This is a genomic window from Aestuariibius violaceus, assembly GCF_040779325.2.
GTDB lineage: Bacteria > Pseudomonadota > Alphaproteobacteria > Rhodobacterales > Rhodobacteraceae > Aestuariibius > Aestuariibius violaceus.
The window spans coordinates 1035844-1058046 of the sequence record NZ_JBFONT020000001.1; the positions used below are offsets into that span (position 1 = coordinate 1035844).

General features: G+C 64.6%; 26 protein-coding genes. 11 read left to right on the forward strand and 15 right to left on the reverse strand.

Annotated elements, in window-relative coordinates; genetic code table 11:
* The 7 genes from AADZ90_RS05230 to AADZ90_RS05260 all read left to right on the forward strand — a co-directional run bounded on the left by AADZ90_RS05230 (window position 1) and on the right by AADZ90_RS05260 (window position 7729).
* A complete protein-coding gene (locus AADZ90_RS05230; RefSeq protein WP_367308807.1) occupies window positions 1-1110 on the forward strand; it encodes an ABC transporter ATP-binding protein in 1110 nt (369 codons plus the stop codon).
* A complete protein-coding gene (locus tag AADZ90_RS05235; RefSeq protein ID WP_367308806.1) occupies window positions 1107-1985 on the forward strand; it encodes an ABC transporter permease subunit in 879 nt (292 codons plus the stop codon). Before AADZ90_RS05230 ends, AADZ90_RS05235 begins: the two co-directional genes overlap by 4 nt.
* Complete coding sequence (locus AADZ90_RS05240; protein WP_367308805.1) at window positions 1982-2794, forward strand: ABC transporter permease; 813 nt, start codon at window positions 1982-1984, stop codon at window positions 2792-2794. The genes AADZ90_RS05235 and AADZ90_RS05240 overlap by 4 nt, the downstream gene beginning before the upstream one ends.
* The gene (locus tag AADZ90_RS05245) at window positions 2791-4095 is read left to right on the forward strand and encodes a glutamine synthetase family protein (protein WP_367308804.1); all 1305 of its coding nucleotides are present in this window, start codon (window positions 2791-2793) and stop codon (window positions 4093-4095) included. Before AADZ90_RS05240 ends, AADZ90_RS05245 begins: the two co-directional genes overlap by 4 nt.
* A gap of 321 nt (window positions 4096-4416) precedes the next feature.
* Window positions 4417-5301 (forward strand): hypothetical protein, encoded by an 885-nt coding sequence (locus AADZ90_RS05250; RefSeq protein ID WP_367308803.1) that lies wholly within the window; start codon window positions 4417-4419, stop codon window positions 5299-5301.
* Window positions 5302-5787: 486 nt separating this feature from the next.
* Entirely contained in the window at window positions 5788-7107 is a 1320-nt protein-coding gene (locus tag AADZ90_RS05255; RefSeq protein ID WP_367308802.1) for a dihydrolipoyl dehydrogenase family protein, read from the forward strand.
* Between the two features lie 70 nt (window positions 7108-7177).
* On the forward strand, window positions 7178-7729 hold the full coding sequence (locus AADZ90_RS05260) for a pyridoxamine 5'-phosphate oxidase family protein (RefSeq protein WP_367308801.1): 552 nt from the start codon (window positions 7178-7180) through the stop codon (window positions 7727-7729).
* A gap of 7 nt (window positions 7730-7736) precedes the next feature.
* On the opposite strand, the gene AADZ90_RS05265 is transcribed toward AADZ90_RS05260, so the two are convergent.
* Window positions 7737-8075: an antibiotic biosynthesis monooxygenase family protein gene (locus AADZ90_RS05265; RefSeq protein ID WP_367308800.1), complete on the reverse strand. Its 339-nt coding sequence runs from the start codon at window positions 8073-8075 to the stop codon at window positions 7737-7739.
* 127 nt (window positions 8076-8202) lie between these two features.
* Here AADZ90_RS05265 and AADZ90_RS05270 point away from each other — a divergent pair, with 127 nt between their 5' ends.
* The gene (locus AADZ90_RS05270) at window positions 8203-8634 is read left to right on the forward strand and encodes a MarR family winged helix-turn-helix transcriptional regulator (RefSeq protein WP_367308799.1); all 432 of its coding nucleotides are present in this window, start codon (window positions 8203-8205) and stop codon (window positions 8632-8634) included.
* A gap of 63 nt (window positions 8635-8697) precedes the next feature.
* On the opposite strand, the gene AADZ90_RS05275 is transcribed toward AADZ90_RS05270, so the two are convergent.
* Complete coding sequence (locus tag AADZ90_RS05275; protein ID WP_367308798.1) at window positions 8698-9033, reverse strand: DUF1491 family protein; 336 nt, start codon at window positions 9031-9033, stop codon at window positions 8698-8700.
* Window positions 9026-9931: a GTPase Era gene (gene era, locus AADZ90_RS05280; RefSeq protein ID WP_367308797.1), complete on the reverse strand. Its 906-nt coding sequence runs from the start codon at window positions 9929-9931 to the stop codon at window positions 9026-9028. Before era ends, AADZ90_RS05275 begins: the two co-directional genes overlap by 8 nt.
* Before the next feature lie 653 nt (window positions 9932-10584).
* Between era and AADZ90_RS05285 the strand changes: the two genes are divergently transcribed.
* Window positions 10585-10863 (forward strand): hypothetical protein, encoded by a 279-nt coding sequence (locus tag AADZ90_RS05285; protein WP_411996946.1) that lies wholly within the window; start codon window positions 10585-10587, stop codon window positions 10861-10863.
* Window positions 10864-10954: 91 nt separating this feature from the next.
* On the opposite strand, the gene rnc is transcribed toward AADZ90_RS05285, so the two are convergent.
* The 12 genes from rnc to AADZ90_RS05345 all read right to left on the reverse strand — a co-directional run bounded on the left by rnc (window position 10955) and on the right by AADZ90_RS05345 (window position 20622).
* Window positions 10955-11635, reverse strand: coding sequence for a ribonuclease III (gene rnc / locus AADZ90_RS05290; protein WP_367308795.1), 681 nt, complete (start codon window positions 11633-11635; stop codon window positions 10955-10957).
* Entirely contained in the window at window positions 11632-12657 is a 1026-nt protein-coding gene (lepB, locus tag AADZ90_RS05295; RefSeq protein WP_367308794.1) for a signal peptidase I, read from the reverse strand. Before lepB (AADZ90_RS05295) ends, rnc begins: the two co-directional genes overlap by 4 nt.
* 3 nt (window positions 12658-12660) lie before the next feature.
* Entirely contained in the window at window positions 12661-13497 is an 837-nt protein-coding gene (gene lepB, locus AADZ90_RS05300) for a signal peptidase I (RefSeq protein WP_367308793.1), read from the reverse strand.
* A 55-nt stretch (window positions 13498-13552) separates the two neighbouring features.
* Window positions 13553-13984, reverse strand: coding sequence for a holo-ACP synthase (gene acpS / locus AADZ90_RS05305; protein WP_367308791.1), 432 nt, complete (start codon window positions 13982-13984; stop codon window positions 13553-13555).
* Window positions 13981-14433, reverse strand: coding sequence for a hypothetical protein (locus AADZ90_RS05310; RefSeq protein WP_411996947.1), 453 nt, complete (start codon window positions 14431-14433; stop codon window positions 13981-13983). The genes acpS and AADZ90_RS05310 overlap by 4 nt, the downstream gene beginning before the upstream one ends.
* Before the next feature lie 53 nt (window positions 14434-14486).
* Window positions 14487-15332 carry a glycosyltransferase family 2 protein gene (locus AADZ90_RS05315; RefSeq protein WP_367308789.1) on the reverse strand — a complete coding sequence of 282 codons (846 nt, stop codon included), beginning with the start codon at window positions 15330-15332 and terminating at the stop codon, window positions 14487-14489.
* Complete coding sequence (locus AADZ90_RS05320) at window positions 15329-16540, reverse strand: FAD-dependent oxidoreductase (protein WP_367308788.1); 1212 nt, start codon at window positions 16538-16540, stop codon at window positions 15329-15331. The genes AADZ90_RS05315 and AADZ90_RS05320 overlap by 4 nt, the downstream gene beginning before the upstream one ends.
* A gap of 198 nt (window positions 16541-16738) precedes the next feature.
* Window positions 16739-16951 (reverse strand): hypothetical protein, encoded by a 213-nt coding sequence (locus AADZ90_RS05325; protein ID WP_411996948.1) that lies wholly within the window; start codon window positions 16949-16951, stop codon window positions 16739-16741.
* Between the two features lie 307 nt (window positions 16952-17258).
* Window positions 17259-17774 carry a PRC-barrel domain-containing protein gene (locus AADZ90_RS05330; protein WP_367308786.1) on the reverse strand — a complete coding sequence of 172 codons (516 nt, stop codon included), beginning with the start codon at window positions 17772-17774 and terminating at the stop codon, window positions 17259-17261.
* A gap of 117 nt (window positions 17775-17891) precedes the next feature.
* Entirely contained in the window at window positions 17892-18212 is a 321-nt protein-coding gene (locus tag AADZ90_RS05335) for a hypothetical protein (RefSeq protein WP_367308785.1), read from the reverse strand.
* Window positions 18213-18304: 92 nt separating this feature from the next.
* Window positions 18305-18562, reverse strand: coding sequence for a PAAR domain-containing protein (locus tag AADZ90_RS05340; protein WP_367308784.1), 258 nt, complete (start codon window positions 18560-18562; stop codon window positions 18305-18307).
* Window positions 18562-20622 carry a type VI secretion system Vgr family protein gene (locus tag AADZ90_RS05345; RefSeq protein WP_367308783.1) on the reverse strand — a complete coding sequence of 687 codons (2061 nt, stop codon included), beginning with the start codon at window positions 20620-20622 and terminating at the stop codon, window positions 18562-18564. The genes AADZ90_RS05340 and AADZ90_RS05345 overlap by 1 nt, the downstream gene beginning before the upstream one ends.
* 175 nt (window positions 20623-20797) lie before the next feature.
* Between AADZ90_RS05345 and AADZ90_RS05350 the strand changes: the two genes are divergently transcribed.
* Both AADZ90_RS05350 and AADZ90_RS05355 read left to right on the forward strand, forming a co-directional pair.
* A complete protein-coding gene (locus AADZ90_RS05350) occupies window positions 20798-21652 on the forward strand; it encodes an HpcH/HpaI aldolase/citrate lyase family protein (RefSeq protein ID WP_367308782.1) in 855 nt (284 codons plus the stop codon).
* A complete protein-coding gene (locus AADZ90_RS05355) occupies window positions 21652-22203 on the forward strand; it encodes an NnrU family protein (protein ID WP_367308781.1) in 552 nt (183 codons plus the stop codon). The genes AADZ90_RS05350 and AADZ90_RS05355 overlap by 1 nt, the downstream gene beginning before the upstream one ends.

Below are 22203 nucleotides of genomic sequence, written 5' to 3' on the forward strand. Positions count from 1 at the left end.
ATGGTCAACGCAGCGGCCTTCGCGCCGTGGACCGATCCTGACGCGGCGCCCCTGATCGACTTCAGGGGCGTCACCAAGCGCTTCGGCGACTTCATCGCGATCGATGATCTCGACCTGAAGATCTACCCGCAGGAATTCTTCGCCCTCCTCGGCCCCTCGGGCTGCGGCAAGACCACCCTGATGCGCATGCTCGCGGGCTTCGAAGACCCGACCGAGGGCACGATCCTGCTCGACGGGAACGACATCGCCCATGTCCCGCCGAACAAGCGCGCCGTGAACATGATGTTTCAAAGCTTCGCGCTCTTCCCCCACCTGACTGTGCGCGAGAACATCGCCTTCGGCTTGCGCCGCGACGGGATGGAAAGGGGCGCACGCGAGGCGCGGGTGGACGAGATGATGCGCCTCGTCCAGCTCAAGGATCTCGGCAATCGCAAGCCGCACCAGATCTCCGGCGGCCAGCGGCAGCGCGTGGCCCTCGCCCGGTCGCTCGCCAAGGCGCCGAAGCTCCTGCTTCTCGACGAACCCCTCGGCGCGCTCGACAAGAAGCTGCGCGAGGAAACCCAGTTCGAGCTGATGGAGATCCAGGAGACGACCGGCACCACCTTCGTCATCGTCACCCACGACCAGGAAGAGGCGATGACCGTCGCCTCCCGCGTCGCCGTGATGAATGCCGGGACACTCGTGCAGGTCGATACGCCCGAACGGATCTACGAACAGCCGAATTCGGTCTATGTGGCGGACTTCATCGGCGACGTGAACCTGATCCAGGGCCAGGCCCGGCCCAATGGCGGCCGCGTGGCCGTCGACGTGGCCGAAGGCGTCACCCTCCACGCCGAAGGCGACGTCTCGGGTGACGTCACCTACGCCGTCCGGCCCGAGAAAGTGACGATCTCCCCCGACAAGCCCGAGGCCGACAACGTTGTCCAAGGCAAGGTGATCGACATCGGCTATCTGGGCCTATCCTCCACCTACCACGTCGAATTGCCCTCCGGGCAGGTCGTCAAGGCAATGACAGCCAATACCAGACGCGCCACCGAGCGCCCCTTCGACTGGGAAGACGAGGTCTGGCTCGGCTGGAGCGACGCCGCCGGGATCGTGCTGACGCAATGAGACGGCTCACCATCGCCTTGCCATACCTCTGGCTGCTCGCGCTCTTCCTGATCCCCTTCGCCATCGTGTTGCTCATCTCGCTAAGTGACCCGGTTCGTGCGATTCCACCCTACCTGCCGACATGGGCAAGTTCGGATGGGCTCCGCGACTACCTCAGCCAGCTCGATTTCGAGAATTTCGTCTTCCTCAGCGAAGACGATCTCTATTGGAAAGCCTACCTCTCAAGCCTCCAGATCGCGACCATCTCCACACTCCTCGCGCTCACCATCGGCTTCCCCATCGCCTATGGCATCGCCCGCGCGCCGGACGGCTGGCAGCCGACGCTGCTCATGCTCATCATCCTGCCCTTCTGGACGTCGTTCCTGATCCGCGTCTACGCCTGGATCGGCATCCTCGGAACCGAAGGCTACCTCAACCAGGTCCTCCTCGGCCTCGGCCTGATCTCTCAACCGCTCCGGATCCTCAACACTGATTGGGCGGTCTATATTGGTATCGTCTATACCTACCTGCCCTTCATGGTCCTGCCGATCTACGCCACGCTCGGCCGCATCGACAAAGAGCTGCTGGAGGCCGCCGAAGACCTCGGCTGCTCCCGCATCACCGCCTTCTGGCTCGTCGTCATCCCCCTCTCCAAGGCCGGTGTCATCGCCGGCTGCTTCCTCGTCTTCATCCCGGCCATCGGAGAATTCGTCATCCCCTCCCTGCTCGGCGGGTCCGACACGCTGATGATCGGCAAGGTGCTGTGGGAGGAGTTCTTCAACAACCTGGATTGGCCCGTCGCCAGCGCCGTGGCCGTCATCCTCCTGCTGATCCTGATCGTCCCGATCATCCTCTTCCAGCGCAACGAACAGCGCCAGCGCGAGGCCGAGGCATGAGGGGCCCGACCTGGTTCAACGTCACCTCGCTGGCGCTGGGGCTCGCCTTCCTCTACCTGCCGATGCTCATCCTCATCGTCTACAGCTTCAACGACAGCCGCCTCGTCACCGTCTGGGGCGGCTTCTCCACCCGCTGGTACGGCGAACTCCTCCGCAACGAGGCCTATCTCGACGCCGCCTGGGTTACCCTCCGCGTCGCCTTTTTCTCCTCCACCATCGCAACAATCCTCGGCGTGATGGCCGCCCTCGCCATGGTCCGCGCAGGCCGCTTCCGGGGCCGCACCCTCTTCTCCGGCATGATCTACGCGCCCCTCGTCATGCCGGAGGTCATCACCGGCCTCTCCCTCCTCCTCCTCTTCATCGCGATCGGGCTCGACCGGGGGATCTTCACGATCATCTTCGCCCACACGACCTTCGCCATGTGCTACGTCTCGGTCGTCGTCTCCGCCCGGCTCGCCTCCTTCGACCGCTCGCTCGAAGAAGCCGCGCTCGACCTCGGCGCCTCCCCGGCCGAGGCGTTCCGGCTGGTGACCCTGCCGATCATCTGGCCCGCCGTCCTCTCCGGCTGGCTCCTCGCCTTCACCCTCTCGCTCGACGATCTGGTCATCGCGTCCTTCACCGCCGGCCCCGCCGCGACGACCCTGCCCATGCGCATCTTCTCCGCCGTCCGCCTCGGCGTCACGCCCGAGATCAACGCGCTCTCCACCATCCTGATCGGGCTCGTCGCCCTCGGCGTCATCGCAGCCTCCCTCACGACCAAACACGCCGCCATCCGGCGCGAGCGCGACGAAAGACTGGCCGCCGCATGAGCTGGAAAGACGAAGTCGCAACCTTCCTCAAGACCCACGGAGAACCAGACCGGGTCGAGGTCATGCTCTGCGACCTCAACGCCGTCCTCCGCGGCAAATGGGTCCCCGGCACCGCGCTCGACAAGATCGGCCGCGGCACGGTCAAGCTGCCCGTCTCCACCTATGCCCCCAACATCTTCGGCGAGGAGGTCCCCGAAAGCGGCCTCGGCATCGTGCAAGGCGACCCCGACGGCGCGCTCCTCCCCGTCCCCGGAACCCTCGCCCCGATCCCCGGCGGCGGCGCGCAGGTGCTGGTCGAGATGGCGGGCGAATGGGCCTCCCCCCGCGGGCGTCTGGCCGACATTGTGACCCGCTTCGCCGACCGCGGCCTCACCCCCTGCGTCGCGCTCGAACTTGAATTCCACCTCCTGCAACCCCGCACAGCACCCGAAGACCCGCCGGTCCCCCCCGAAGGCGCCCCCCAGGCCCAGAACTACGATATGGAGGTGCTCGACCGCACCGCCCCCGTCCTTGACGCGATCCTCGAAGGCGCCGCCGCCCAGGGCCTGACCACCGAAACCGTCATCGCCGAATACGGCCCCGGCCAGTTCGAGGTGAACTTCCGCCACTGCGCCGACGCCCTGCACGCCGCCGATATGGCCGTCCTCTTCCGCCGCCTCGTCCGCACCGTCGCCACCTCTCACGATCTCGAGGCGACCTTCATGGCCAAACCCTACGCCGACAGCCCCGGCAACGGCCTCCACGCCCATGTCTCCCTGCTGAACGCCGACGGCGACAACATCCTCGCCACGGAAAATGGCCTCTCCGACCCCCTCGGCCACGCCATCGCCGGCTCCCTCGCCACAATGGCCGACTGCCAGGCGATCTTCGCCCCCCACCTCAACTCCTACCGCCGCTTCCAACCGATGAGCTTCGCGCCAACCGCCCCCGACTGGGGCCTCGACGACCGCGGCGCAGGCGTCCGCGTTCCCACCACATCCGGCCGCGATGCCCGCCTCGAACACCGCATCGCCGGCGCCGACGCGAACCCCTACCTCGCGCTGGCCGCCATCCTCGGCGGCATCCTCTGGGGCCTCGACCAGCGCCTCACCCCGCCCGCCCCCCGCGGCGAGACGGAAACCCCACCCCTCGGCGACGACTGGTCCGCCGCCATCGACCGCTTCGCCACCTCCGACGTCACCGCCTGGATCTTCGGAGACGCCTACCGAGACCTCTACACCGCCATCCGCCGGAACGAGATCGCGCGTCTCATGCCCATCATCCACCCCCTCGAATACGCCACCTACCTCTCCCGCCTATGAGGCGGATCGGAGAAGCTCGGCACCCGTGTCCCTAACCACCGAAGCGCCAAGGCGGTAAGGGTTAGGAACTCCGAGCATATGCTTTGAGCCTTTTTTGCCAATGCGCCGTCCTTTAACCGGACTTCAAGAAGCGACAAATTCTCGCCATAGTTGCAGCCTTAAGTATTACCCGTGAGGCAAATTTTTTGGATAGCCGTCCCGCTCGGACTCCTAGCTTACGCTTGTTTCAACGTCATTTCTTTCATTGACGGCTCCACAGCTGTAAAGGACTGGGATGAGCTGTGCCGAATGGAAGATTGCGGTCAATTTCCCGATCTTCACATGACTTACGAGGTCGACGGCAGACGTTACTATTTTCCTGCCTCAACGGACAAACAGATCCGCGGGAACTTATTTGGTGTTCTTCCCATCGGAGCAAAGTCCAGCCCAGGAATAATCAGGCCGACTTTCAAACATGAGCATTGGGCACGCGAGGTCTACGTCAACTGGAGGGTCTTGGACTTTGATATGTATTTGGAAACCCGCGATGACGACACAATACGGCGTGGGTTTGGCAGATTGAATGAAGACACTGAAATAATGCGTTTTGGGCGTGGCGTCCTATCGAAGCTACCTGAATATTTCGGAATCGAGATAGACCACCCCTCTGGACCGCTTGTCGATTTCAGATTCTATATTCTAAGTAAGGATAGTACTTTGGATGACTTTCGTTTGCATCATCACTTGGCAGAGCACCGCGATTATCATGCTCTAAGAAACGGTACTGAGCTAGAGGGCTATTTGCCAAATAGAACTTGGAATATTCGCACTCGCGATGATTTGAGTGACGCTGGCTTTACCTCCTTCAACGACGCATTCTGGCTTGTATCACAAGACCTGCACGGAAATTATTTGACCTCCCATACCGCAGTTGTCTCCAAAGCGCCGATGCTGCATGGTCGTTATGTCTACGGAATTTGCAGGAGCACTTGCTGGTTTTACTCGCTGAAATTCATGGATGATCCTCCTAATGAAGAACCACTTGTCGTGGTTAATTTGGTTGGCGACGACATGGCTGCTTTTTATGGGGATCGCTGCCGAGAAAGTCGCAGCGTTGAAGAATGCGATCCGTCGGTCGTAAGTTTTCAGAATATCGAACTCCGGTTCTCGGTCGTCGAGAAAGTCTTGGAGGCACTACGCAAGCAACCCGTAGTCGACAGCGATTAATTCGACCTGCACGCCGCGGATTGGCAAGAAGACGAGAGGCGGGAGTTTTCGGTTTGTCCCCCAAAAACGGCCGTTCGAGCAAACACATCGAGGCGATACTCCGCCATCGCAAATCCGGTCTTTCAGTGCACTACGCCCCGGCCCAATCACCCACCGTAGGATGGGTGATTTCACCCATCATCCAATCTTGGAAACAATCCCTGCCATCCGCCCAATTGTCCACGCCGTTGCGCCGCACCGCAGCAGAACGGTCCGTTACCAGGCAAACTCGCTGAAAGATGTCCGACAGAATGCCGACGTGATGCCGACCAGACGCCGCCACGCCGCAACGCGCCGAATTCCTTCGATTAACCCGGAAATCCGCCCGATTCGCGGGGGCAGGGCGGTTGCGCCCCTTCCGCCCGCCGTCCGCACCGCTCACATCCCGTTAACATCCGCCTCTCCAGTGAACCGGAACGCCCCGATGCCGGGCGGCGTTCGGTCCTCATGGCAAATCACACATTCGACCTCATCGTGATCGGCGGCGGCTCCGCCGGGCTCGCCTGCGCCAAGCGGGCGGCGGGCCACGGCGCCCGTGTCGCCCTGATCGAGCGTGACCACCTCGGCGGGACCTGCGTCAACCGCGGCTGCGTCCCGAAAAAGCTGATGTGGGAGGCATCCGAGGTCTTCGCCCGCGCCCGCTCCATGGCCGATCTCGGCCTCTCCGGGCCGCCCGGCACGCTGGACCTCGCCGCCCTAAAGGCCCGAATAGACAGCCAAATCTCCGATATCCGCGGCAACTTCGAAGACGATCTCGCCGACAAGGGCGTCACCCTCATCCGCGCCACCGCCACCCTCGACACCCCCGGCGAGGTCCGGGCCGGGGGCCGCACCCTGACCGCCCCCCATATCGTCCTCGCCACCGGCGGCGCCCCCCAGACGCTCCCCATCGACGGCGCCGAGCTTTTCGACACCAGCGACGACGTCTTCGGCTGGACGACGATCCCGGAACGTCTGGTCGTCATCGGCGGCGGCTATATCGGCTGTGAATTCGCCTCGATCTTCCGGGCCTTCGGCGCGCAGGTCCGCATCGTCAACGAAGACGACCGCCTGCTCACCGATTTCGACGCCGATGCCGTCGCCCACGCCGCGCAGACCTTCGAGAACCGCGGCATCGCGATCTCGAACGGCCTCACCATTGACAGCGCCCGCCGCAACGGCACCCGCATCACGCTAACCCTTTCCGACGGCACCACCGACATGGCCGACCGCGTCCTCTGCGCCACCGGCCGGTCGCCGAACATCGACGGCCTCGGTAAGCTCCCGAAAACACTCGAAAAAGCTGATACCGGCGCGCTCGCCATAGACGCCCGCTTCGAGACCTCCCAGCCGGGCGTCTACGCCATCGGTGATGTCGCCGACCGCCTGCCGCTCACCCCCGTCGCCACCCGTGATGGAGAGGCGCTGGCCGATATCCTCTTCGGGCAAGGCGCCCCGCCCATCGACCTCGACCTCGTCGCGACCGCCACCTTCCTGCACCCGCCCATGGGCCAGGTCGGCCAGCCCGATACCGGCGACCTCCTGCAGGGCGACACGACCCCCTTGCCCGAGGGCACCGTCTGGCAGACCGGGGCCGTAGCCTACGGCAAAGTCGCCCGCGACCCCGACACGCAGAAGGTCATCGGCGCGGTCCTGATCGGCGAAAGCGCCGCCGACGAAATCGCCTGGGCTGCCGCCGCCATCGCGGGCGAACTGGACGACGCCGACCTCCTCAGCGCCACCGCAGTCCACCCGACGCTGGCCGAAGAGATCATCGGCCGCCGCTAGCCCTGTCACCAGCCCGTCAGGGATTGATCGCCGCCCCCCTGCCTGACTAGCCTCCCGTCAGGAGGGCGCCATGGCACTGGGAACAAAGCTCAACGGCACGCTGCGCCGGTTCATCGAAAGACAACCGGTCTTCTTCGTCGCCACGGCCGCGCCGACCGGGCGGGTCAACCTCTCTCCCAAGGGGGCGGACACGCTGCGAATCCTGGGCGACACCCGCCTGCGCTGGCTCAACCTCTCCGGCAGCGGGAACGAGACGGCGGGCCACCTGCGCCTCGCCAACCGCATCACGCTGATGTTCTGCGCCTTCGAGGGCGACGCGCTGATCCTGCGGGTCTATGGACGCGCCGACATCCTCCACCCCCGCGACGTCGGATGGGACGCCGCCGCGGCCGATTTCCCGTCCATGGCCGGCAGCCGCCAGATCTTCGACGTCACGATCGACAGCGTCCAGACCTCCTGCGGCACGGGCGTCCCGCTCATGGCCTATCAGGGGCAGCGCGCCGGTGAGGAACTCCTCCCATATTACGAGGAGATAGGCCCGGAGGGCGTCGACGCCTACTGGCGCAAGAAGAACACCGAGACGATCGACGGCTTCCCCACCGGCCTCTTCGAAGAGCCGTAAGGCCCCCTCAATCGCGCCGGATTTCGGTATAGAGCGCCGGATTGATCCCGAGCCCTTCGATCTGAGGAGAAGCGCCTGCCGCGCGCATCTCGGCGATGGCGGCCTCGAATGCCTCGGCGCTTTCCCAGCGGGCGACGTTCACCAACTGAAACCGCGCTTCCGGCGATAGGGATGCGTGCAGCACCGTCGAGATATAGCCCGGCTGCTCGGCCAGAAAGTCGCGAGAGACCTCCCAAGCGGCAATGGCCGCTTCGCGCTGGCCGTCGGGAACCTCGAAGGCGTTGATCAAGACGACATCGGCCGAGGCCGTGCCGGCGGCGAGGTTGAGGGCAAGGACTTTCATCATCACGCACTCCTTTCATAGCGTGCTATATTTATGATCACGCCTGAGCCGAAACCCGACTCAGGAACACCGAAAACATAGCATACTATCTATAATTTGCATAGCGCACTATGAAGTTTATGATCGCCCCATGACCTTCTCGATGCGCAGCTCTGCCGGGTACCTCACGAACCACCTCGCCCGGCTCTTCGCCTCCGGCCTGCAGGCCCGCATCCGCCCCCTCGGCCTCTCGACCGGCGTCTTCCCGGTCATGCTGCAACTCTGGGACCGTGACGGCCTCACCCAGAAGGAACTCGTCGACCGCCTCGGCATCGAACAGGCGACCGTCGCCAACACCCTCGCCCGAATGGAGCGTGACGGTCTTATCGAAAGACGGGGCGACGCAGAGGACGGTCGGGTCAAGCGTACCTGGCTGACCGATCAGGGCCGCGCGCTCCGAGATCCCGCCATCGCGGCGGCCGACGCCGAAAACTCCGACGCCCTCAGCGGCCTCACCGAGGCTGAACGCGCCCAGCTCCTGACCCTCCTCAACAAGGCCATCGCGACCTTCGGCACCCGCTAGGATCGAAGACGCACTTTCCCAAATGACCGGAGTTGGGGGGCGGCCCCTTCCCCGACAGGCGCCCTAATTCAACCCGTCTTCATCCAGCAGATGCCGCCCCGCACGATCCTCGACCTCGATCACCCAGAGATCCCGGTCGATGTCCCTCTGCCGGGCCAGCGTTGCGTCCACCTCCGCCTCCGCCCCATCGGCGAGCGTCATCCAGACCCGCTCTCCGCTCATCAGGTCATAGCTGCGCTGGAACGCCTTGGCCTGCCCGTCCAAAGTGTTGAGCTTCACCAGCACCGCCCCCGCCGTGTCGTCGCCGCGCTTGACCACGAAGGCCGGGATATCCGCCAGCCGCAACCGCGCCAGATAGGCCGACACCCACAGGCCAGAGGCCAGCCGCGCCTCAGCCATCACCGTCGCGGAAATCAAGGCCCATCTCGGAATACCGCTCTGCCTCGTCCAGCCATTTCGGCCGCACCTTCACCTGCAGGAACAGATGCACCTTGCGATCCAGGAATTCCTCCAGCTCGGCGCGGGCCGCCTGGCTCACCGCCTTGATCGTCTCGCCCTTCTTGCCGAGGATGATGCCCTTGTGCCCGTCGCGGGCCACATAGATCAGCTGGTCGATCCGGACCGACCCGTCCTTGCGCTCGTCCCAGCCCTCCGTCTCAACGGTCAGCTGATAGGGCAGCTCCTGATGCAGCCGCAGCGTCAGCTTCTCCCGCGTCGTCTCCGCCGCCAGCATCCGCAAAGGCAGGTCCGCGATCTGATCCTCGGGGTAAAGCCACGGCCCTTCGGGCACCTCGCCCGCCAGCCAATCCTTCAGGTCGTCCGTCCCGTGCCCCTTCTCGGCCGAGATCAGGAAGGTCTTCGCAAATGGGAACCGCTCGTTCATCTCCTGCGTCAGCCCCAGCAGCACCTCGGATTTCACCCGGTCGATCTTGTTGATCGCCAGCGCCACGGGTGCCTTGCCCGCGTGGTCAGCCAGGTTCTCGAGGATCTGCTCCACCCCGTCGGTGATCCCCCGATGCGCCTCGATCAGCAGCACGATCACATCCGCATCCGCCGCCCCGCCCCAGGCCGCCGCCACCATCGCCCGGTCGAGCCTGCGCCGCGGCCGGAACAGCCCCGGCGTATCGACAAAGACGATCTGGCTCTCGCCGGCCATCGCGACCCCGCGGATCCGCGCCCGCGTCGTCTGCACCTTGTGCGTGACGATCGAGACCTTGGCCCCCACCATCCGGTTCAAAAGCGTCGACTTGCCCGCATTCGGCTCTCCGATCAGGGCAACAAATCCGGCGCGGGTCATGGGCTATCCTTGCGATTGCGGTGGGGCCTTTTAGGCGGTCCCGGCGGCGGCGTCACGGGGGACGAGAGTGTAGACGTCTCGGCACAAGGCTGGAGCGCTTTAGCGCGTGGCGGCCAGCTTGCAAAGAAACCTGAAAAACTTCATGGCATAATCGGGCGGTTTATCCGAGAGGACCTATCTCTATGATCTTGCGGCGTCTCTTCTCAACCAAAACGCATCCTGCTCTGCCGGATTTTGATTGGCGCACATGCAAGAAATACATCGCATCCATACTGGACCCTCTCCTTCAGCCTATGGGATTGCTCCGGTCGGATCGGCAGAAATCCAGCGTCTGGTGTGACCCGGACCCGACATCCGAAGGATTGAGACGGCTCTTCATGGTTCATGACGCTGGCCTTCCTCGCCCACTCTCTGTGGCATGGGGGTACAGTCTCGACTTCGTACCGCACCTTTCGGGACGAAAGGTCATGTGGCATCGGACTTTCAAAACTGCGCGTGGCGATCTTTGGGTCCAACCAAGTGAACGGTCAGTCCCACAAGCTCACGTTGAACGCGGTGAAGCTTCGTTCCGGAAAGAGGCCGACAAGATGTGTCGCGCTGGTGTAATCCAGGCAGACGCCTTTTGGTCGCACCACCAGACAATGACCGACCTTATGCCACTGGTCGAAGAGAACGGTCGCTTTGAATGGGTTTCGCAACGCAAATCCATGCCTCCTACCGGGATAACGTGCGTCATCGGCGCATCGGACTTCACTTTACCTTTCACATTGGCGCGTTTCGGACGGGTCGTGGATGCTCGGCAGGCGCTTGAAAACGCCATTGGCGATCTCAACGCGCGATCCAGACAGTTTGGAAATCCCCGCTGGGAACTTGAGTCCGATGTCATCGAAGACTTGCGCGATCGTTTATCAAAGATCGAGGATGTTGCTTAGGTCAAAGCATCTCACTAGCCAGACCATTGGTTTCGTCTTCTGACGAATAGGCTTTCTTTCAAAAGACTTTCGGGCGCAAACCGTCTTCTATTCAATCAGGCAAGCTTCGCAAAAGCGCCTTCGCCGCCGCCTGTTCCGCCTGCCGCTTCGACCCGGCCTCGGCCTTCGCCGTCTCCCCCGACTGCAACCGCACCTCGATGGTGAAGACGGGCGCGTGGTCCGGCCCCGACCGGGCGAGCTCGACATAGTCGGGCGGCGTCTGCCCGCGGGCCTGGGCCCATTCCTGTAGCGCGGTCTTCGCGTCCCGCGCATCGTCCTCTACCGCATCGATCCGGTCGCCCCACAGCCGCCGCACCAGATCGCGCGCCGCCGGGAAGCCCGCGTCGAGGTAGACCGCCGCGATCACCGCCTCCATCGCGTCGGCCAGCAGCGCGTCTTTCCGCCGCCCGCCCGTCTTCCGCTCCGACCGGCCGAGTTTCAGCACCGCCCCCAGATCGACGTCACGGGCGACATCCGCGCAGGCCTCCTTGCGCACCAGCGCGTTGAACCGCGGCGCCAGCGTCCCCTCGGGCGCGGTCCGGTCGGCCTCCAGCAGCGCCTCGGCCATGGCCAGCCCCAGCACCCGGTCGCCCAGGAACTCCAGCCGCTCGTTATCGTCCCGGTGAGCCGAGGACATCGAGGCATGGGTCAGCGCCCGCACCAGCAACTCGGGCCGGGCGAAATCGTGGCCGATCCGGTCGGCGAAGGCCTGAAGGTCAGAGGAAAGCTTCATCGGACAGGCTCCATATACCGCCCCGCCCGCCAGGTCCAAACCTCCAGCGGAGAGACCCCGGCATAAGAGAACAGCACCCGCATCAGCCGCCCCTCGATATTCTCGATGGGGACATATCCAAAGCCGCGCGCGGCCTGCGGCGTCCGGCTGTCGGTCGAGTTGTCGCGGTTGTCGCCCATCACGAAGACATGGCCGTCAGGCACGGTAAAAGGCCCCGCATCGTCCGACCGTTGATCGGCGATGTCGAGGATCTCGTAGGGCGCGGTCCCCGGCAGTTCCTCGACCAGCATCCGCTTTTCGCAGACCGCGCCGAAGCCCACTGCACCGTTGGTGCAGCGCGGCACGAGGCCCAGCGGGCCTTGCCGCGCCATCACCTCTGTAAACATGCCCGCGGGCTCGGCGGGGTAGGGGGCGCCATCCAGAACCACCGTCCCGTCCGCCATCTCCACCGTCTCTCCCGGCAGGGCGATGATCCGCGCGACGAAGGCCCGTCCGGTCACGGGATGGCGAAAGGCGATCACCGCCCCCCGCTCCACCGGGTCGCCGAACCGCATGGCGGCGGCGTAATCGCCCACCAGCAAGGTCGGCTTCATGCTGCCCGACGGGATCGTGTAAGGCTCCCAGAGCAGGCGGCTCAGCACCACCAGGGCCAGCCCCCAGATCAGCAGGTAACCCAGCGACCGCCCGCCGGAGGGCGGCCAGCGCTTGAACTCCGCACTTCCCGGCAGCAGCATCAGGACGACCGCCAACAGCACGTTTAGCCCCGGCACGAGGCTCAACATCGCCCAGAGGCCGCTGCGCCCAGCATCGTGCAGGCGGCGCACGAAGATCCCGACCCATGGCACGATCAGCGCCGCGCCGAGGACGATCGCCCCGGCCTCGGCCCAATAGGGCACCCCCGGCGTCAGCAGCGCATAGCGGACGGCGGCGATCAGGGCCAAGAGCACGATCAGGCTCAGCAGAAACGTCCCGCGCGGGGTCGTCCCGCTCCAGTCGTATCCCGCGAAAAGCGCCTTCCTCACGCCCTACTCGATCCTCTCGAAGAACCGGTCGCCGCGCCATGTCCAGAAGGCCAGCATCGACCGCCCCCCGGACGAGAACATCACCCGGTCGGCCCGCCCGATCAGGTTCTCATAGGGCACGAACCCCACCCCGCGCGATGCCCGCGGCACCCGGCTGTCGGTCGAATTGTCCCGGTTGTCACCCATGAAGAAGTAATGCCCCTCAGGCACCGTGAAGACGCCCGTGTTGTCAGAGGCCTGCTCGCCCACATTCAGCACCGGATGGGTCGCGCCGCCCGGCAGCGTCTCGGTCTGGCGCGGCTTCTCGCAGGTCCCGCCCGGCGAGACCGGCGTGTTCGCACAGCGCGGGCTCAGCTGCTCGGGGCCCTGCGGCATGTAGGTCTCGACGAACACCCCGTCATCCTCAAGCTCCACTGGCTCGCCATTGATATGCAGCACGCCGCCGCGCATCTGGATCCGTTCCCCCGGCAGACCGACCAGCCGCTTGATGAAATCCCGCCCCGTCACCGGATGGCGGAAGACGACCACATCCCCCCGCTCGGGCTCGCCTCCGAAAAGCCGCCCATTGTCGCCGTCGAAGACCCCGCAGAAATCGCGCGCATCGATATCGATCCCGAAGCGCGGGATGCGGATCGACGGGCACGAGGCGTAGCTGTAGCCATAGGCCATCTTGTTGACGAACAGGAAATCCCCGATCAGCAGCGTGTCCTTCATCGACCCCGACGGGATCCAGAACGGCTGAAAGAACAGCGTGCGGAAGATCCCCGCGATCAGCAGCGCGTAGACGATGGTCTTCAGCGTCTCGACGATGCTGGAGAGGATACCGGTCTTTTCGGACATGAGGGGTGGGGCTCCGAAGTGGTCCGGCGCTACATGCGGGGGGCGACGTGGGGTGTCAAGCGGGCGTGGGTCGACCGCCGGCCACATCGGCGAGAGGCCGTGCCTCGATAACGACAAATGCCTGCGCCCAGGGATGATCGTCGGTCAGCGTGACGTGGATGATCGCCTCGTGACCGGGCGGGGTCATCTCGGCCAGCCGCTCCGCCGCCCAGCCGGTCACGTGCATCACCGGCTGGCCGGTGCGCAGGTTCGACACCGCCATGTCCTTCCAGGCGATCCCCATGCGCAGACCGGTACCCAGTGCCTTGGAACACGCCTCCTTCGCGGCCCAGCGCTTGGCATAGGTCCCCGCCACGTCCTTGCGCCGTTCCGCCTTGCGTTGCTCGATCTCGGTGAACACCCGGTTGCGGAACCGGTCGCCGAACCGCTCCAGCGTGCCCTGGATCCGCTCGATATTGGCCAGGTCCGTGCCGACGCCCAGGATCATTCCGCCGTCACCCAGCCGGTTGCCTGATTGACGGTCACCGTCACCATGTCCTCTGTCGGCAGCCCGCGGGAATCGGTCGCGTACCGAACCGGGATGCGCAGCGTCAGCCCTGTCGCCGGATCATAGCTCGCCTCGGTCGCCTCGATCAGAACCTCGCCGAAGAAACTCCGCCTGTCGCGATCGCTCAGGATCGCCGTGCAGCCGCGGAACATCCCCGATCCTGCCAGCTCCCCCGGCACGGGATGGAGCAGACCGATCACCGCGCTGTTGGCGAGGTTCGGATCGCCCGTGGCCTCGAAGACCCGCACCGCGCCGTTCGCGAAGCTCCGGCTGCGCTCCTCCCAAGGTTCGGTGATCATCGTCACATCGATGAACTCGTGGCATTGCTCGACGGATTGCGCCGCCAGATCGCCGGCAAGAAGCGACAAGGCGGCGGCAAGGCGGATCATCTTCGGCGACAAGGCAAACATCGCCCCAGAAAGAGAGGCGAGCGCCCGCGCTGTCAAGCAGGACAGCCCAAGGGCGCCAACGCCTTCAGATGAGCTGGCGCCTCGGCCACGTTACGCGGATCCAGCCTGTGGGCGACCAGTTCGGCGACCAACTCGGCGTCTCCCGTGGCCCGAAGCGCAATTTTGCCCATCTGCAGACACTGCCGCCGCCAGGCCGCCGCCAGCATGTGCCCGGGAAGGGTCCGCCACTGCGTATGAGTGTTCCGATCATGGATGCGCTTCCAGTAGAGCGGCCGCGGGACCTTTCTGAGCTCGCCCAGAGCGGCCTGCTGCAGGATCCAGGTGGTATCAACACAGAAATCCGACGGCGGGTTGGGCGTCAGCCGCAGACCGGCCCAATCTCGCGGACGCCGCCGCATCAGAGCGCGATAGCTGTATCCGTTATAGAGGTTCTGCATCACATGGATCATGCGCGCTTCGACCGTGCCAGGAACCTCCGACGCTATCATGAGCCCACCATCCCGGCCGATATCGCTATAGGCGCCGAACACCGCATCGTCCTCCTCCAGAATGCGGAGGCATTCCTCCAGGTATGTCGGCCTCAGCAGATCGTCATGCGGCAGGATCATGAAGAAAGCCCCCCGCGCCTTCGACAGCGCGAGGTTGCTGTTTCTCACCCATCCCTGCCGCCGCCTCTGTTCGTAGATCCGGACGTTGGGATGGGACCGAAAGGGCCTCAGGTCGGGGGTCGGATGGCCGCCGTCATTCGAAATGATGATTTCGATATCGCTGACTGTCTGATCCAGCGCGCTCTGGACCGTCTCCCGGATGAAATCTTGGCTCCGATAGGCCGGAATACAGACCGACACCAGCGGGCGCGGCTTGAGGAACGGGATCATGCCGCCCCCGCGATCGCGTCAGCGCAGGTGGCCGCGCATCGGGGCGCCGAGGTGTACTTCCCGGTATCGACCGACCAGTATCCGCGACCGAGTTCCCGCGGCCCCTGCACCCAGCGTTCGTGCAGCCCGCTCGCCGGATCGACGATATCGGTCTGCCCGGCCGCGACGATGAAATCTCCAACCAGCCGGGCTTCAAGCCGACCGGCCAGAGCTCCCAGCACTCCATAGGCCGGGTCGAGGGTGGCATAGCCTTCCCATGTCTCCCGCATCAGCCGGTTCGCCTCGGCCGCGGCGGGGAGCAGGAAATCCGTATCATCTTCGCATGAGGTGTAGCACATTCCGACCGGGTACCAGCTGCAGTAAAGGCAATCGTCCTTCTCGTAATAGACGCTGTCGCCATAGGGACCGAGCGTCCCGGTCGCGTTCCGTGGCACTGCGCCGCCGAACGCCTCCGCCGCGTTCTCCAGAAGCACGCCGAACTTGAACCGGGTGAACCAGGCGTCAGACGACGGAAAGCCGCTGCCGCGGTCGATGTTGCGCCGCTCGGCCCAGGCGGCGTTGACGACGATGTCGAACGGGCCCTCGGGTGCCCGGCCGGGATCGGCCAGGACAAGCTGCCATTTCCCGCGGCCCGCCCGCGCATGACAGACCGCCGCTCCCGCGACGACCTCGATCCGGGGATGGGACGCCACGCAGGTACGAAGGACCGCGGCAATGCCGGCCGGCCAGACCGCGCGCTCCGGCGTCTCGACCCACAATCCTTGCGTCGTCGGGCACCGTCCCGCAACGGCGAAGCTCGATAGCTGCGCCTGCCCGAGATAACACAGATTCAGCTCGTCCTGCCGTTCCTTCAGACAGATATCCACCTGCCGGAAATGCTCGAGGATCCGCTCGGGCGAAACCTGGCTGCCATGCGGAACGACGTAGCTGAACGGTTCCGTCAGACAGGCGTCGAACTCTGCGGCGCCCATCCACCTCTCGATAAGCGGCCGAAACAGCAACGCATCGTCGATCAGCGTTTGCGCCGTCCGCATGGTCGGATCGGCGGAGTAGACATAGCCCAGATGGATCTTGCCTTCGTTGGCGAGAGATGCCCGCTGGATCAGCGCGTCTTCCCTGTCGAAGATCGCCACGGGATGGCCGCGTTCGGCAAGCTCCAAGGCGACAAGGCACCCCGTCAAACCGCCGCCGATAACTGCTATCTTCATTGCCGACATCCTCAGGCCGTAACAACAATTCACTGGGGCCTGAGCAGCACCACACACACCGAACCCGTCCTGTTCTCGCGTGTCTTGTGGCGTGACAGACAGGTTTGGTAGTTTTGGTTGTCGGTCATCCTCGGCTCATTGCCAAGATGACCAAAAGTCAGGTGCCGTTGATCGGGAGCGCGCAGGGGCCAGCGGAGGTTACGCCGCCTCGCCTTGCCACTGGCTTGTCCAGATATCGAACCGGTCCAGCTCACGGCCGCAGGGGGAGACGAGGATCAGGTCGTCATAGACCTCCAGATCATTGGCACACCGCATCCCGATCTCGCGCAGAAGATCGGCATCGGCAGAGAACAGGTAGTCCCGCTTCTCCGAGGGGCCTTCCAGAACCAGGCTGTACTGTGCGTCTTGCATTTGTCCGTCCTTCTCCACTCTGTAATCCGTCGTCTCGGTCATCCCGTGAGCGTCTTCATCGCCGCTCTCGGGAAGGCTACGCACCGGCGCCGGAAGTTATTCGCGGCAAATGCCATCTTTTTTTGAAAAGCACCCGTTCAAGCAGGCGGGGGCCAACCGTAAGAGGGTGTCATCCGGCCTTGAATGGGGTTGCGCGACAAGGCCGTTGGCGCCGCTTGACCCGGAGATAACGCAGCCGGGGCCGGCCCCCTCCAAATAAAAAGGGCCGGTCCCGAAGGACCGGCCCGATCACGTCAAGCGCGATCCCTTACTGGATCTGGTAATCCGGCAGTTCCTGCAGCTGATCTTCGGTCGCGTCGATATAAACGCGCAGGCTGCCACCCTCGGCCGATTGCATGATCTGCAATTCCGAGATCTCAACGCCAACGGGCTTTTCCCCGAAGCCGAGGAAGCCGCCCACCTCGATCACAGCGGCAGCAAGGTTCCCTTCAGTGTCGACCAGAAGCTCGCCGATCTCACCAACGCTCGATTCGTCGGTGCTGTAGACTCGCGCGCCGTCAAGTTGCTCCGCCGGAATTGCAGCGGCGTCGGCCGTGCTGAAGCCCTCCAGCTGGACCGACGGTGCGGTGTATTGCACGCCGCGGCTGGCCAGCTGGTTTTCATCGACCAGAAGCGGGGTTTCCGGCTCGGGCGCGACCATGCCGTCGGACATCTCGGTCGTCCCTTCCGTCGGCTCGGTCGGGGCCACCTCTCCGGTCGCGTCCTGGGCAAAAGCCGCCCCCCCAAGCAGAAGCGCCGCCGCGGTCATCACATGCAGTCTCATTAGCTCAACCTCCTTCAAAGGTGTCATCGCAGAGACCTAAAATATCATCCCGCGGCCCGGGTTTTCAGGGGGAGGCCGGGCGATTGCCGTCCTTCGGCAACCTTTGGCGCAAGAGCGTCAGGCGCCTTGGCCATCCTCCGCCACCTGGGCGGAAAGGGCGTGAAACGCTTGACCGGCGCCGACCAGGCAGGTCGGGCCGCCGGGCTGCGTGAGCGTGATCGTCCAGCTGCCCGTGCCCTCGGCCGCGAACAGCTCCATCAGCAGACCGTCCGCCGTCAGCCCCGCCGCGCGCCGCCGCTCACCATAGCGGTCTTCCAGCTGCTCCACGATCTGCGCCCGCGGCCCGCAGGCCGCTCCCTCAGCCGCCACGACTTGCGCGGCAAGCGCCGCAGCGCATCCCCAGAAGAAAAGCGCGATCCAACCCTGCTTGCGTTCCATTTCCGTCCTCCATCGCTTGGATATGGAGGAAGGGTGGACGCGGTCTGATTGCAGGCCGGTTGACGGCCCGCACGCAGGGTGTTGCGCGGGCTTTACGGCAGGATCTTGTTGGTCGGCGATCCGCTGACGATCACACCGCCATGGGACGTGGTCGAGCCCAGATAGGCAATCGGCTTGCCCTGCTCGCTCACCATGCTGGAGCCCAGAACGATCGTCGCCCCGCAGGCGGTCATATCGCCCACCCGCGCGACGGGCTTGTTGTCGCACAGCGAGGTTCCCCCGCTGACGATCATGTTCGGCCCGCAGATCGGGCAGACATGCTTGTCACCAAGCCGTGCGATGGGCAGCATCAGCCCTCATCCTTCTGCGCGAGGCATTCTTCGACCAGCGGCAGGCCCTTGTTGGCCGCGCCCTGCAGCGTCGGCACCTGTGCGCTGCCGCCGCCGCCCATCGACACCATGCCCTTGAGGTTGATCTTCATCGCCTCCAGCGTGATGCCCGACGCGTCGATGGTGATCTTCCCGCCCGGCCCCTTGATCACGAACTTCTCGAACGCCATCAGCGTGTGCGTCTTGGTATTGTTGGTGATCGACTGGTTGACGTTCAGCGTATAGCGCCCCTTCACCGTCTCTTCCCGGTTGCGGCCGGTCTGGATCAGGTGGTCAGCAAAGATGTCCTGCTTGTGGATGTTGCCCACATAGTGGACGTGGTCCTTGCCGTATTTCTCCTGCTGGTTCTGGGCGACGTCGTAGATCACGTCGCGGCCCACATTGTGCCGGGCGTCGCGTCCGACGCTTTCGGTGTGGTCCTGGCCGACGGTGATCGATTTGTCGCGTCCGACGCTTTCGGACTGGTCGCGCCCGATCGTCTTGGCGCGGTCGTTCAGGATGTCGATCTGATGGTCCTTCTGACCATGCATATAGATCAGCTCCTGCTCCTTTTCGTCCTCGAAGGTCAGCTCGTTGAAGCCGCTGCCCTGATGCGTGTCGGTCTTGAAGACGCTCTTCGTCTTGGCCGCCGGCAGCGGGTAGGGGGGATCGTTCCGCCCGTTATAGACGCAGCCCGTGACCAGCGGCATGTCCGGGTCGCCCTCGATGAATTCGACGACGACCTCCATCCCGATCCGGGGGATGACCATGCCGCCCCAGCCCTTGCTGGCCCAGTTCTGGCTGACCCGGCAGCGCATCGAATAGTCCTTGTCCAGGTCCCACGGGAAATGGACCAGGATGCGCCCGAACTCATCGCAATCGATCTCGCCCTCACCGACGACGACAGCGGTCTGCGGACCATGGACGATCGGGCGCGGCGTGACGCGCTGCGGGGCAAGCGGCGTCGCGACCGGCGTCAGAACATAAGATCCGGTATAGGCGTAGTCGCCGGAACTCGTGCCCGACCCGTAGCCTTCGGATAAATAGGTGTGCGTGGCTTCGAGGCACAGATAGCTCTCCCCCGTCGCGCCGGCAATCTCGTCGCCGACCAACGCCACGGTCATGCCCGAGCTTAGCGAGGTGCAGTCGCCCAGCGCCCGGTGGCGGCTGTCCTGCGCCCGCTCCTGATCGGTCCGCAGGGCGGCCACGACCTTGCCGCGGCCCTGTTCCAGGTAATCGCCGGGGAAATCGTAGCTTTCGATCTGGCCCTGCGCATAGGCCGCGTCGCCCATCCGGTCGACCTCCATCGACGCGGTCGGCGTCTTGAAGTTCCAGTCGGTCAGGCGAATCGCCCCGGTCGTCAGGTTCCGCTCCGGATGCCACTCCCAGAAATGCTCGTCTTCGTGGTTGTGGTGCCCGTCCACGCCCTTGAAGGGCCGCTTGTCGCCGGGGATCGGCTTGTGCTCTTCCACCGTGTCGGTCAGCACCATCGTGTGCGACCCTTCGGCATGGGTGAAGTGGTAGGTGATCCCGAACCGCTCCATCAGCCGGCAGGCGAAGGCCAGATCGCTTTCGCGGTACTGCACGGTGTATTCGAGCTTGGGATAATCCTTCTTCAGCCGGTTCTCGAGATGCGGATCGCCGAGGCTCGCATAGGGCTCGAACAGCGTCTCGAGGATCTCGACCACGCTGACGTCGTGGAAGATCCGTTGGTTACGCCGCCGCCCGGCCAGCCACAGCCAGGGGTTCAGCGTCATGGCATACTGCATGCCGTTCTCGCCCGAGCCCAGCCAGCGCGCCTGCGTCACGATGCCATCGAAATAGCTCGGGCCATGGTCGTGGCTTTCGATCTCGACCGTCGCATGGGTGCCGATCAGTGCGTTGAAATCGATGTTGGGATCGGTCGAAAGGGCTTCGACGGTGTAGTCGAAAAGGCCATTCAGACGATCCGTACCGTTCAGTCTTAGAAGGACCAGCACGTCCTTGCCCAGCGCAGTCGTCAACTTGCCCAGGCGGGTGTCCTGCTTAAAAATCTTGTTCATCGAGAGAGTCCTCGGAAAGGAGTCAAAGAAATCTGCTATAAGTGTAACGCCGCGCCCCCGCGATGCAAGCGCCGCAACGCTATTCAGGGGGCCCGCTGCGACCGTTTGGTGACAAGTGTCTTGAAAGATCCCGTCCCTTCATGTCAATGCGGCGCAACAATATTGCGAGGTCCCCATGCCAGCCCGCCCCTACCGTTCCGCCCTCTACATTCCCGGTGCCAAGGCCCGTGCGCTTGAAAAGGCCCGCACGCTGCCTGTCGACGCGATACTCTTCGACCTGGAAGATGCCGTCGCCCCGGCCGAGAAAGAGGCGGCCCGCGGCACCCTCCGCGCCGCGCTGGAAGAGGGCGGCTATGGCGACCGGGCCCGCATCGTGCGGATCAATGCGCTCGACACGCCCTGGGGCGCCGACGACCTGTCCGAGATCGCAAATGAGAACCCCGACGGGATCCTCCTGCCCAAGGTCGGCAGCGCCAACGATATCGAGACACTGGCCAGAAAGATGGATGCGCTTCCCGGCTATGACGACACGCGGATCTGGGCGATGATCGAAACGCCGATCGGCGTCCTCCACGCGCCCGCCATCGCGCGCTCCCGCCGCATGGCGGGCTTCGTCATGGGCACCAACGACCTCGCCAAGGATCTCCACGCCACCGGCCGCGCCGCGCTGACCACCGCGCTCCAGGCCAGCCTGATCTCGGCCCGCGCCGCCGGGGTCGTGGCCATCGACGGGGTCTACAATGCCTTCAAGGATACGGGCGGCCTGCGCGCCGAATGCGAAGAGGGGCGTGCCATGGGCTTCGACGGCAAGTCCCTGATCCATCCCGACCAGATCGCCATCGCCAACGAGGTCTTCGCCCCCACCGACGACGAAATCGACCTCGCCCGCCGCCAGATCGAAGCCTACGAGGAGGCGACCGCCAAGGGCGAAGGCATCGCCGTCGTCGATGGCCAGATCGTCGAGAACCTGCATGTCGAAACCGCCAAGGCCACGCTCGCCAAGGCCGACGCGATCGCCCGGGCCGCCTGATGGGATACTTACTGCTGATCGTCGGCGTCGCCCTTTGGGCTGCCGCCCATTTCTTCAAGCGCTATGCGCCCGACCGCCGTGCTGCAATGGGCGAGGCCGGCAAAGGCGCCGTCACCGCGGCCCTCGCGCTCGCCATCCTCGCGATGATCTTCGGCTACCGCTGGGCCGACCCGATCTTCCTCTGGCAGCTGCCGTCCTGGGCGGTCCACCTCAATAACCTGCTGATGCTGATCGCCTTCTACCTCTTCGCCGCCTCCGGCGCGAAATCCCGCGTCACCCGCACCATCCGCCACCCGCAGCTCACCGGGTTCATCATCTTCACCGCCGCCCACCTGCTGGTAAACGGCGACCTCCCCTCGCTGATCCTTTTCGGCGGCCTCCTACTCTGGGCCACAGCCGAAATCGTGGTCCTCAACCGCGAGACCGCGTGGGAGCGTCCGCCGATCGCCCCAATCCGCAAGGAAATCACCACCCCCATCGCCGCTCTGGTCGTCTTCGCCGTGGTTGCCCTGCTCCACGGCTGGCTCGGCCCCTGGCCGTTCGGAGGCTGA

Coding starts and splice junctions, on each gene's coding strand:
- AADZ90_RS05310 (WP_411996947.1), bottom strand. CDS start 14,433: ATGATCCGCCTTGCCGCCGCCTTGTCGCTTCTTGCCGGCGATCTGGCG.
- AADZ90_RS05330 (WP_367308786.1), bottom strand. CDS start 17,774: ATGAGACTGCATGTGATGACCGCGGCGGCGCTTCTGCTTGGGGGGGCG.
- AADZ90_RS05275 (WP_367308798.1), bottom strand. CDS start 9,033: ATGGCTGAGGCGCGGCTGGCCTCTGGCCTGTGGGTGTCGGCCTATCTG.
- AADZ90_RS05340 (WP_367308784.1), bottom strand. CDS start 18,562: ATGCTGCCCATCGCACGGCTTGGTGACAAGCATGTCTGCCCGATCTGC.
- acpS (WP_367308791.1), bottom strand. CDS start 13,984: ATGATCCTGGGCGTCGGCACGGACCTGGCCAATATCGAGCGGATCCAG.
- era (WP_367308797.1), bottom strand. CDS start 9,931: ATGACCCGCGCCGGATTTGTTGCCCTGATCGGAGAGCCGAATGCGGGC.
- AADZ90_RS05245 (WP_367308804.1), top strand. CDS start 2,791: ATGAGCTGGAAAGACGAAGTCGCAACCTTCCTCAAGACCCACGGAGAA.
- AADZ90_RS05255 (WP_367308802.1), top strand. CDS start 5,788: ATGGCAAATCACACATTCGACCTCATCGTGATCGGCGGCGGCTCCGCC.
- AADZ90_RS05265 (WP_367308800.1), bottom strand. CDS start 8,075: ATGATGAAAGTCCTTGCCCTCAACCTCGCCGCCGGCACGGCCTCGGCC.
- AADZ90_RS05320 (WP_367308788.1), bottom strand. CDS start 16,540: ATGAAGATAGCAGTTATCGGCGGCGGTTTGACGGGGTGCCTTGTCGCC.
- rnc (WP_367308795.1), bottom strand. CDS start 11,635: ATGAAGCTTTCCTCTGACCTTCAGGCCTTCGCCGACCGGATCGGCCAC.
- AADZ90_RS05240 (WP_367308805.1), top strand. CDS start 1,982: ATGAGGGGCCCGACCTGGTTCAACGTCACCTCGCTGGCGCTGGGGCTC.
- AADZ90_RS05345 (WP_367308783.1), bottom strand. CDS start 20,622: ATGAACAAGATTTTTAAGCAGGACACCCGCCTGGGCAAGTTGACGACT.
- AADZ90_RS05260 (WP_367308801.1), top strand. CDS start 7,178: ATGGCACTGGGAACAAAGCTCAACGGCACGCTGCGCCGGTTCATCGAA.
- AADZ90_RS05250 (WP_367308803.1), top strand. CDS start 4,417: ATGACTTACGAGGTCGACGGCAGACGTTACTATTTTCCTGCCTCAACG.
- AADZ90_RS05325 (WP_411996948.1), bottom strand. CDS start 16,951: ATGCAAGACGCACAGTACAGCCTGGTTCTGGAAGGCCCCTCGGAGAAG.
- AADZ90_RS05285 (WP_411996946.1), top strand. CDS start 10,585: ATGCCACTGGTCGAAGAGAACGGTCGCTTTGAATGGGTTTCGCAACGC.
- AADZ90_RS05315 (WP_367308789.1), bottom strand. CDS start 15,332: ATGATCCCGTTCCTCAAGCCGCGCCCGCTGGTGTCGGTCTGTATTCCG.
- AADZ90_RS05270 (WP_367308799.1), top strand. CDS start 8,203: ATGACCTTCTCGATGCGCAGCTCTGCCGGGTACCTCACGAACCACCTC.
- AADZ90_RS05335 (WP_367308785.1), bottom strand. CDS start 18,212: ATGGAACGCAAGCAGGGTTGGATCGCGCTTTTCTTCTGGGGATGCGCT.
- AADZ90_RS05355 (WP_367308781.1), top strand. CDS start 21,652: ATGGGATACTTACTGCTGATCGTCGGCGTCGCCCTTTGGGCTGCCGCC.
- lepB (WP_367308793.1), bottom strand. CDS start 13,497: ATGTCCGAAAAGACCGGTATCCTCTCCAGCATCGTCGAGACGCTGAAG.
- AADZ90_RS05235 (WP_367308806.1), top strand. CDS start 1,107: ATGAGACGGCTCACCATCGCCTTGCCATACCTCTGGCTGCTCGCGCTC.
- AADZ90_RS05230 (WP_367308807.1), top strand. CDS start 1: ATGGTCAACGCAGCGGCCTTCGCGCCGTGGACCGATCCTGACGCGGCG.
- AADZ90_RS05350 (WP_367308782.1), top strand. CDS start 20,798: ATGCCAGCCCGCCCCTACCGTTCCGCCCTCTACATTCCCGGTGCCAAG.